The following is an 8,613-nucleotide window of genomic DNA, read 5'->3' as shown; positions in this document are numbered from 1 at the left end:
GTCGCTGCATCGGATGACGGCCTGCATGGATCGGATCGCGCGTAGGATCTCGGGCTTGGCGCCGGTCGCAAGCGCCTCCTCTTCCAGCAGGTGAAGCTGCTCCAGAAGGTAGATGCGTGCGCGATGGGCCGAGTTCGGCAGCGGCGCATGGATCAGCGCGACCAGCCTGCGCATCACCGGATCATCGGCAGGTTGCGGTGGCAACGGCATGCAGGGCACCACGATCGACACGCCCGAAGGCGGCAGGCCGGACGGGCCAAAGGCCGCGCGGCCGCGGGACTGGCCGCGGCCGCGTCGGGCGTGCGCCGTCTCAGCAATCGTTGCTCGACGGGCCACGGATCACCTGGCCTTCCGGCGGCTTCTTCTCGCCGGGGCTCGGCTGCTCGGCGGCACCCAGATTGTTCATGGCGCCTACCGTCTTCGGGGCTCCTGCATGCTCACCACCGGCCAGGTTCTTCGTCGTCCTGTCGGTGTTCGAGCTCTTGTCGGCGGTCTCGTTCCGGCCCTGGCTGTTCGTGGTCGTGCCGATCGCGCAGGGAGCCGCGACGGCGGCACTGGTCAGGATGGCAATGGCCGCTGCGGCCGTCAGGGCGGGGCTGATCCTCATCGGTTCCTCCAGGATCGTGGCCGAGGCAGGGTCTGGATCGTGGGCTCTGCACCCTGCCCGGGAAGGAGCCCGCACCGGCGGACCGAGATGCGCTGGTGCGCTGGTGCGGGCTTGGGTCGGGCTCGATGCCCTGCGAACTCCGCCAGATCGGGGGAATGAGACGGCGGAAGTCCGCAGGGCGCCGGCCAGCCATTCGCTGCAGGCCGACATCCGGAGCGTAAGGAGCGGCGCATCACCCGCATTCACATGTGCAATAAGCGGAAGGCTGCCTGGCCTTACGTGCGGTTTCGAACCGTCTTCGACGAGGGAGCCGCGGTCTTCACCGAGGTTAACGCCGGAGATCGGTTCCGACTCTATGCGGTGAGGTAGAGATCCATCGCGGAAAGGGATCGACATGGATGCGCAGCGCGCAGATATCGATTCTGAAACGGCCTGGCTGGTTGAGCAACTCGTGCAGGACGGCCCGGAGCCAGCGGCTGCGGCAACGATTCTGACGATCGAGAAGCTGCGCCGTCTGGAGGATGTGGCCCGCAACGCCGGCACGAGCCGGCAGGCCTTCCAGAAGATCGTGTCGGCCCGCCGCATCCTCGGCGACCGGGTCGATCTCGGCCCGATACCGGACTTCTTCGACGATGTCTTCGCGCCCTTGCTCACGCCGACCCCGGACGGCCTGCGCCCCGAGCACGTCGTCCGGAAGAGTGTGTAGGCCCCACCCAAGCCGCGGCGGGCCCAGCGCAAGCTGCGGGTGGGTCGAGCGCCGCCGCCAAGACCTCGACCTGAAGCCAGCGCCTCACAACTCGTCGGCGCGCCTGAGCACAGGTCGTCATCACCCGGACGGGACTCTGCAGTTCGTCCGACGACAGAGTCCCCTTAGGATCGGCACCTGCGGCGCAATAAGCGGTTGGCGGAGGGGGGTACGACGTCACCTACGCTCAGGGGCGCGGCCTCAGGGCAGCTTTGCCTCTCACAGGCGGGATCACCCGATGTGGGATCAGGTTGATCAAGCAGGCTCCTCCTGAGACACGCCACGATGCCAAGGCAAGACGAACAGAAGCCCCTGCCTGCGCTGCCGACCTATCCGCCCCCTCAGCCGGGAGGGCTGTCACCAGCCCTCATGCGCAACATCCAGACGCTGCAGGAGCGCCGGAGTGCTGCGGAACGGGATGCCTCGATGCAGGAGCGCGTGGCCGAAGCGATAACGCGGTTCACGGGCAGCATGGCCTTTGTCTACCTACACGTCGTCCTGTTCGGCTTCTGGAGCCTCGTGAACTCTGGTCTGTTACCGATCCTGCCGAAATGGGACGCGTCTTTCGTGATCCTGGGCACCTCGGCATCTGTCGAGGCAATTTTCCTCTCGACGTTCGTGCTGATCAGCCAGAATCGCATGGCCGCTGCTGCCGACAAACGAGCCGACCTTGATCTGCATATCAGCCTCCTGGCCGAACACGAGGTGACGAAGCTTGTCGCGATGGTGTCGGCGATCACCGAGCACCTCGGCATTCAGACCGAAGCTGATCCCGAAGTCGATGAGCTCCGACAGGATGTTGCACCTGACGCAGTTCTCGACGAAATCGAACGGCACGGCGGCTCTTGACCTTCGGCTGTACAGCCGACGGTTCGGCACCAATCGCCCCGAGGGTCAGAGGCAAGGATTGACGCTTCAATATCTCTTCGTAGGTTGCCTCGATCGCAATCGCGCCACAAGCCGACCTTGGGCCGACAGGCGCTGAACCGCTGCTTTCGACCCTGAGCTACCGTCTTATCCAACGTCATCGATGGGCACCCTACCGGTGTGAAGCGGACCTCTCTTGAGCGCTAGAGATCTGCTGAATGCCTTGCAACGGCATAGGACAATATTCTTATAATTCATCCCGCGGCAGACGGGCGGTGACAATTTCACCCGCGCAGCAGGCTTGGCATCTGTCGGGCTCGCCCTTACAGAGGCCTGTCACGCGCAAGGTTGATATGGCGCACCGAACAGCTCCACCTCATCCGGGTCACGTTCTTCGCGGTCGCGTGCTGCCGGGGCTCGGGCTTTCGATCATCCACGCAGCGCGCCTGCTGGGTATCTCGCGGCAGACCCTCCATACTATCCTCGCCGGTACCGCCTCCGTGACACCGGAAATGGCCGTCCGGCTCGCGCGCCTGTCTGACACCGAGCCTGCATTCTGGCTTTCTCTGCAGCAGGCCCATGATCTCTGGCATGCCGAGCAGGCCATGGCCGAGGTGCTCGCCCGGATCCCCACGTATTCCCTACCCGACGCTGTTCGGATGGAGATCGGCTGTTATGGCCACGCACACTGACAAGGCGGCGCTCGGCGTTCACGGCCTGGACGACATCCTCGCCGGTGGGCTGACCCGCAACCGCCTGTATCTGCTGGAGGGCAACCCAGGCACGGGCAAGACCACGGTCGCGCTGCAGTTCCTGCGCGAAGGCGCCCGGGCCGGAGAGCGGTGCCTCTACATCACGCTGTCGGAGACCACCGAGGAGCTTCGCGAGAGCGCGACCTCGCATGGCTGGACACTGGACCAGTACATCACGGTGTTCGAGCTGGTGCCGCCCGAGAGCCTGCTCGATGCCGAGCAGCAGCAGAGCCTGCTCTACTCCTCCGACCTCGAACTCGGCGAGACCACAAAGGTCATCTTCGAGCAGGTCGAGGCGGTCAGGCCGGTGCGCGTCGTGCTCGACAGCCTGTCCGAGATCCGCCTGCTCGCGGGCAGTTCGCTGCGCTACCGCCGACAGATCCTAGCCCTCAAGCACTACTTCGCCCGCCATAGCGCAACGGTGCTGATGCTGGACGACCTCACCGCCGACGCTCAGGACAAGACGGTACACAGCGTGGCCCACGCCGTGATCCGGCTGGAGGAACTGGCGCCTGACTACGGCGCCGAGCGTCGCCGCCTGCGGGTGATCAAGTACCGTGGCCAGCGCTACCGCGGTGGCTACCACGACTTCGCGATCAAGCCCGGTGGGGTGACCGTCTACCCGCGGCTCGTGGCGCTGGAGCACAAGACCGGCTTCGTCCGCCACCAGATGACAAGCGGGATCGCCGAACTGGACGCGCTGCTCGGCGGCGGTGTCGAGCAGGGATCGAGCACGCTCATCCTCGGCCCTGCCGGGACCGGCAAGTCGCTGCTGGCCATTCAGTTCACCCTCTCAGCCATCGCGCGTGGCGAGCGAGCCGCCCTATTTATCTTCGATGAGGAGATTGGGCTTCTGTTCGACCGCACCCGAGCCATGGGGCATGACCTGCAGGCGCTGCAGAGGGAGGGCAAGCTCTTCATCGAGCAGGTCGACGCGGCCGAGCTGTCGCCGGGTGAGTTCGCTCACCGGGTCCGTGTCTGCGTCGACGAGCACGCGATCAAGACGGTGGTGATCGACAGCCTCAACGGTTATCAGGCCGCGATGCCGGAGGAGAACGCACTCGTCCTGCATGTCCATGAGCTGCTGCAGTACCTCAACCGGCAGGGCGCCTCGACCTACCTGACAGTAGCCCAGCACGGGCTCGTGGGTGACATGCGAACGCCGGTCGACGTGACCTATCTGGCCGACACCGTCGTGCTGCTGCGCTACTTCGAGGCGCTGGGCACGGTACGCCGCGCGATCTCGGTCATCAAGAAGCGCACCAGCGCCCACGAGGAAACCATCCGCGAGTACCGGATCGGCAATGATGGCCTGAGGGTGGGTGAGCCCTTGATGAACTTCCAGGGCGTGCTCCGCGGCGTTCCCACGCTCGTCGACAAGGATCTGCCCGGGATCGGTTCCGGGCAAGGGTGATGCCGCACAGACAAGCGAGTTCCGAACGGGCGCTGATCCTCGCATTGATCGGGCGCGATGCGAGCATCGCTACGGCATTGCTGGCCGAGGCCGGCATCGCCTCGGTCATCTGCCGCGACCTTGAGGAGCTTCGCGCTCGCATGGCGGAGGGCGCAGGGCTCGCGATCCTGACCGAGGAGGCCGTGCGGACAGCAGACCTGCAGCCGGTGAGCGGTTGGGTGGCGTCCCAGCCGCCTTGGTCGGACCTGCCCTTCATTCTGCTCACCGGACGCGGTGGCGTCGAGCGCAACCCGGCTGCGGCACGGCTGTCGAAGGTACTTGGCAACGTCACCTTTCTGGAGCGGCCCTTCCATCCGACCACCTTGGTCAGCGTGGTGGAGACGGCACTGCGGGGGCGACGGCGCCAGTACGAGGCACGCGCGCGGCTGGAGGAGTTGCATACCCGGGAAGCGGAGCTGCGCGACCTCAACGCGACGCTTGAGAGCCGCGTCGCCAGGGAGATCGATGAACGCGCGGTCGCCGAGGAGGCGCTGCGTCAATCGCAGAAGATGGAGGCAGTCGGCCAGCTCACGGGCGGAGTGGCGCACGACTTCAACAACCTTCTGACCATCATCCGCTCCTCGGTCGATTTCCTACGTCGGCCAAACCTGCCCGAGGCGCGGCGCGCTCGCTACATGGACGCGGTCTCCGACACGGTGGACCGCGCCGCCAAGCTGACGAACCAGTTGCTCGCCTTTGCTCGTCGTCAGGCGCTCAAGCCCGAGACGTTCGAGGTCGGCGCCTGCTTGAGCGCCGTGGCCGACATGCTCGATACGGTCACTGGCGCGCGTATCCGTGTCGTCTTGAAGGTGCCTGAGGCTTGCTGCTTCATTCGCTGCGATCGCAGTCAATTCGAGACGGCGCTCGTCAACATGGCGGTGAATGCCCGCGACGCCATGGATGGCGAGGGCACGCTCACCCTGAAGCTGACCGGCGACCGGCCGATGCCGGCCATTCGCGGTCATGCCGGCTCACGCTCCGCTTTCATCGCCGTGTCACTGCACGACACGGGAACTGGCATCGACGCTGGCGATCTCGCCCGCATCTTCGAGCCTTTCTTCACTACGAAGGAGGTGGGCAAGGGCACAGGGCTCGGCCTGTCTCAGGTGTTCGGCTTTGCCAAGCAGTCGGGCGGCGATGTGGAGGTGGCAAGCACTCTCGGTGAGGGCACCAACTTCACCCTGTACCTGCCGCAAGTCGATGCTCCGGCCGTCGAGCGGCAGGCGGGGGCGCCCTCTGCCGCGGACAGCGATGGGGCCGGACGCCGCGTTCTGGTCGTCGAGGACAACGTCGAAGTCGGCCGCTTCGCCACGCAGATCCTGGAGGATCTCGGCTACGCGACCGAGTGGTCGACCAACGCCGAGGCAGCTCTGGAGCGGCTTGGCACAGCCGGCGCCGGCTTCGACGCGGTCTTCTCGGACGTGGTGATGCCGGGGATGGGCGGTGTTGCCCTGGCGGAGGAGTTGCGCCGCCGCCTGCCAAACCTGCCGGTGGTGCTCGCCTCCGGCTACAGCCACGTGCTGGCCGAGGAGGGCAGTCACGGCTTCGAGTTGCTCCACAAGCCCTACTCAGCCGATCAGCTCTCGCGCGTGCTGTGCCGCGTCATAGCGAACAGGCCCGACATCCCAGTGGGCATCACTGGATGACGCTGGCTAAGTTGGGCGGCCTAACGCAGGGACGGAGATCGCAGGAGCCGGCGCAGACGTACGCATGGCTCTGACACAGCTCTTTGAGCAGATGACCTGCTTGAGGACCTAAGCAGAAAGCAAATGGTGCTCACCAGGTTGCCCCGGCAGAAGCCGTAAAATATCCTGGTTGCGTTCGGCGGTGCACTAACTTGAGGATATTTGCCCACCCACAACCTACGTTGTGTTTTCATTTTGATCTCGGTTTAAGCTGACGTCATCATCGGCGGAACTCGTACAGGCGCTGATGGCTGGGAGAGACGTGCGCTTCCGCCTGCAATGCAAGGCGAAGCGTTATGCCCTCCGCTTCAAACCCCCACGCCCTTTCCATGCTCGTCCGGAAGCTGGAGAGCATCGCCCACCTCTCGGACGAGGAACGGGAGGCCATCCTGAGCCTGCCCATTCGGGTCCAAGCTCTGCCATCCCGACAGGACATCGTGCGCGAAGGGGACCGACCCTCGCAGTGCTGCCTCATCCTCGACGGCTGGGCCTGCCGCTACAAGATCGTGGGCGAGGGCCGCCGACAGATCTTGTCGTTTCACATCCCCGGCGACATCCCCGACCTGCAGAGCCTGCACGTCCACACCATGGATCACAGCCTCGCCACGGTGACCAAGACAACGGTCGCCTTCATCCCGCACAGAGCCCTGCTGGACCTCACCACGCGCTTTCCCAACGTCGCCGCCATCTTCTGGCGCGACACCCTGATCGATGCGGCAATCTTCCGCGAGTGGATGACCAGCATGGGTCGCCGCCCGGCCTATGGGCGGATCGCGCATCTGTTCTGCGAGATGTACCTCAAGCTGGAGGCGGTAGGTCTGGCTGCCGAGCACCGCTGCACGCTCCCGATCACCCAGACCGATCTGGCCGACGCGCTGGGGCTCACGAACGTGCACGTCAACCGCACGCTGCGCGCCCTGCGTGGCGATGGGTTGATCACCTTGCAGCACAACACGCTGATCGCCGACAGGTGGGATGAACTTACCGAGGCGGCCGAGTTTGATCCCACGTACCTTCACCTGGAAAACCGGGCTGCCGGATGAGCCTTCACCTACAGCCCGTCCGTATCGCAACGGGCACCCCGGATACGGAGAGCCAGCTCGTCTTCGCTGACGGCTTCCTTGTGGCGGTTCTGGTGCGGCTGTCAGACGACCATGGGGACATGGCTGGGATGTGGTACCTGGAGGCCGGATTCGGCCCGGTAGAGTATTCCTTTCCGCCCACCTTCACGAACTTGGACGAGGCGCAGGCTTGGATCGAACAACGGCTTCCAGGCGCGCCGCACAGCCTCTGACCACCTCATTCGGCATACCTATCTCAGCCGGTCCATAGCTCCGGCTGGTCAAGTCGCAGAGCATCCTGCAATCCCGCACGGTGGTCAGGGAGCGCTTGGTGCGGATAGCACTGAGGCCGATAAGGGCGACCGTTTGTGCCGCAGTCTGAGCTGACCTGAGCGGTATCTTGGACCGAGCCGCGCGAGAGGCGACTGCATGGTGGCGCCCATGGGTAGCGGGAAGGCCAGATCCGGGGAAGTGGCCGGTGCAGGCGGGAGGTCACCCGGCGACGAGTGCGGCCGGACGCGGTTGTAGGTCGTTTGCCACAGACCGATTACGATTGGCGCCTCCGTCAGCGCGGAGAAGATCTCCTGTTTTCAGGCACTCGTCCGTCAGATTGCCATTGAAGCTCTCGCAATACGCATTCTCCCACGGTGACGCAGGAGCGATCTACTGGATCTGCGAGCCAGCTTTGGCGACCCACTTGCGCAACGCCTTGGAGATCATCTCCGGGCCATAGCACATCGGAAAGATGGCTCGACGGCTCTGGGGCGGCGCGCGAAGCCATGCTGAGCGCAGCGCGCCGCCCTGGGCGGTCATGGCCGATCAACGGGTCTCTAGAGCGTTTTCGGGCTGAGCTGAATCGGACGTGCTGGGTTCACGCAGCGGTGTAGGGCTGATTCAATGTACGCTCCCGATGAGGAGCAAGGCATGGGCCGACCCTACAGCCAGGACCTACGCGAACGCGTCGTTGACGCGGCCGGGGCGACGTCGCGTCGACAGGCGGCCGCGCGCTTCGGGGTCGGCATCGCCACGGCGATCCGCTGGATGGCCGCGCTCACGACGAGCGGGACGGTGGTGGCCCGTCCGCAGGGGCGAGCCCGCCGCTCCAAGCTCGACCCGCACGAGGCCTACCTGCGAGGCCTGATCGCCGAGCGGGACGACCTGACCCTGGAGGAGATGCGCGCTCGCCTGAAGGACGAGCGCGACCTCACGGTCGGGCTGGGCACCCTGTGGGCCTTTCTCGACGCGCGCGGCCTGACCTACAAAAAAAGACAGCCCACGCCACGGAGCAGGACCGCCCGGACGTAAAGGCCGCCCGCGAGGCGTGGTTCGAGGGCCAGCCCGCCCTCGACCCCGCCCGCATCGTGTTCCTCGACGAGACCTGGACCTCGACCAACATGGCTCGCACCCGCGGACGCTGCCCGCGCGGCGAGCGGCTGCGCTCGC

At 65.5% G+C, this 8,613-nt stretch carries 8 protein-coding genes and 2 pseudogenes; 7 read left to right on the top strand and 3 right to left on the bottom strand.

From position 1 onward, the window contains the following. Positions 1-336 (bottom strand): hypothetical protein (locus tag MFF54_RS27390; RefSeq protein WP_238307340.1); only part of this gene is annotated, 336 nt, incomplete at its 3' end. Further along, positions 311-607 carry a hypothetical protein gene (locus MFF54_RS27385; RefSeq protein ID WP_109952231.1) on the bottom strand — a complete coding sequence of 99 codons (297 nt, stop codon included), beginning with the start codon at positions 605-607 and terminating at the stop codon, positions 311-313. The genes MFF54_RS27390 and MFF54_RS27385, both read right to left, overlap by 26 nt. Positions 608-1,001: 394 nt before the next feature. On the opposite strand from MFF54_RS27385, the gene MFF54_RS27380 reads away from it, so the two are divergent. The 6 genes from MFF54_RS27380 to MFF54_RS27355 all read left to right on the top strand — a co-directional run bounded on the left by MFF54_RS27380 (position 1,002) and on the right by MFF54_RS27355 (position 7,152). Then, the gene (locus tag MFF54_RS27380; protein ID WP_238307339.1) at positions 1,002-1,313 is read left to right on the top strand and encodes a hypothetical protein; all 312 of its coding nucleotides are present in this window, start codon (positions 1,002-1,004) and stop codon (positions 1,311-1,313) included. Positions 1,314-1,637: 324 nt separating this feature from the next. Further along, positions 1,638-2,201, top strand: coding sequence for a DUF1003 domain-containing protein (locus MFF54_RS27375; protein ID WP_238307338.1), 564 nt, complete (start codon positions 1,638-1,640; stop codon positions 2,199-2,201). 371 nt (positions 2,202-2,572) lie between these two features. Then, on the top strand, positions 2,573-2,911 hold the full coding sequence (locus tag MFF54_RS27370) for a HigA family addiction module antitoxin (RefSeq protein ID WP_283206329.1): 339 nt from the start codon (positions 2,573-2,575) through the stop codon (positions 2,909-2,911). Further along, positions 2,895-4,385 carry an ATPase domain-containing protein gene (locus MFF54_RS27365; RefSeq protein ID WP_238307336.1) on the top strand — a complete coding sequence of 497 codons (1,491 nt, stop codon included), beginning with the start codon at positions 2,895-2,897 and terminating at the stop codon, positions 4,383-4,385. The genes MFF54_RS27370 and MFF54_RS27365 overlap by 17 nt, the downstream gene beginning before the upstream one ends. Continuing rightward, entirely contained in the window at positions 4,385-6,070 is a 1,686-nt protein-coding gene (locus MFF54_RS27360; RefSeq protein WP_238307335.1) for an ATP-binding protein, read from the top strand. Before MFF54_RS27365 ends, MFF54_RS27360 begins: the two co-directional genes overlap by 1 nt. A gap of 335 nt (positions 6,071-6,405) precedes the next feature. Then, positions 6,406-7,152, top strand: coding sequence for a Crp/Fnr family transcriptional regulator (locus MFF54_RS27355; protein WP_238307334.1), 747 nt, complete (start codon positions 6,406-6,408; stop codon positions 7,150-7,152). Between the two features lie 443 nt (positions 7,153-7,595). Here MFF54_RS27355 and MFF54_RS27350 read toward each other — a convergent pair. Further along, positions 7,596-7,899 (bottom strand): annotated as a pseudogene (locus tag MFF54_RS27350) (integrase core domain-containing protein); the annotation flags it as partial. A 195-nt stretch (positions 7,900-8,094) separates the two neighbouring features. Between MFF54_RS27350 and MFF54_RS27345 the strand changes: the two are divergent. Beyond that, positions 8,095-8,613 (top strand): annotated as a pseudogene (locus MFF54_RS27345) (transposase); the annotation flags it as partial.

This window comes from Methylobacterium gregans (assembly GCF_022179245.1).
GTDB classification, from domain to species: domain Bacteria; phylum Pseudomonadota; class Alphaproteobacteria; order Rhizobiales; family Beijerinckiaceae; genus Methylobacterium; species Methylobacterium gregans.
The sequence above is the reverse complement of the archived record's forward strand: the minus strand, read 5'-3'. Positions and strand labels throughout refer to the sequence as shown.

Excerpts from the sequence above, each read along its gene's own strand:
- MFF54_RS27360 (WP_238307335.1), top strand. The coding sequence starts at position 4,385 with ATGCCGCACAGACAAGCGAGTTCCGAACGGGCGCTGATCCTCGCATTG.
- MFF54_RS27375 (WP_238307338.1), top strand. The coding sequence starts at position 1,638 with ATGCCAAGGCAAGACGAACAGAAGCCCCTGCCTGCGCTGCCGACCTAT.
- MFF54_RS27385 (WP_109952231.1), bottom strand. The coding sequence starts at position 607 with ATGAGGATCAGCCCCGCCCTGACGGCCGCAGCGGCCATTGCCATCCTG.
- MFF54_RS27365 (WP_238307336.1), top strand. The coding sequence starts at position 2,895 with ATGGCCACGCACACTGACAAGGCGGCGCTCGGCGTTCACGGCCTGGAC.
- MFF54_RS27355 (WP_238307334.1), top strand. The coding sequence starts at position 6,406 with ATGCCCTCCGCTTCAAACCCCCACGCCCTTTCCATGCTCGTCCGGAAG.
- MFF54_RS27380 (WP_238307339.1), top strand. The coding sequence starts at position 1,002 with ATGGATGCGCAGCGCGCAGATATCGATTCTGAAACGGCCTGGCTGGTT.
- MFF54_RS27370 (WP_283206329.1), top strand. The coding sequence starts at position 2,573 with ATGGCGCACCGAACAGCTCCACCTCATCCGGGTCACGTTCTTCGCGGT.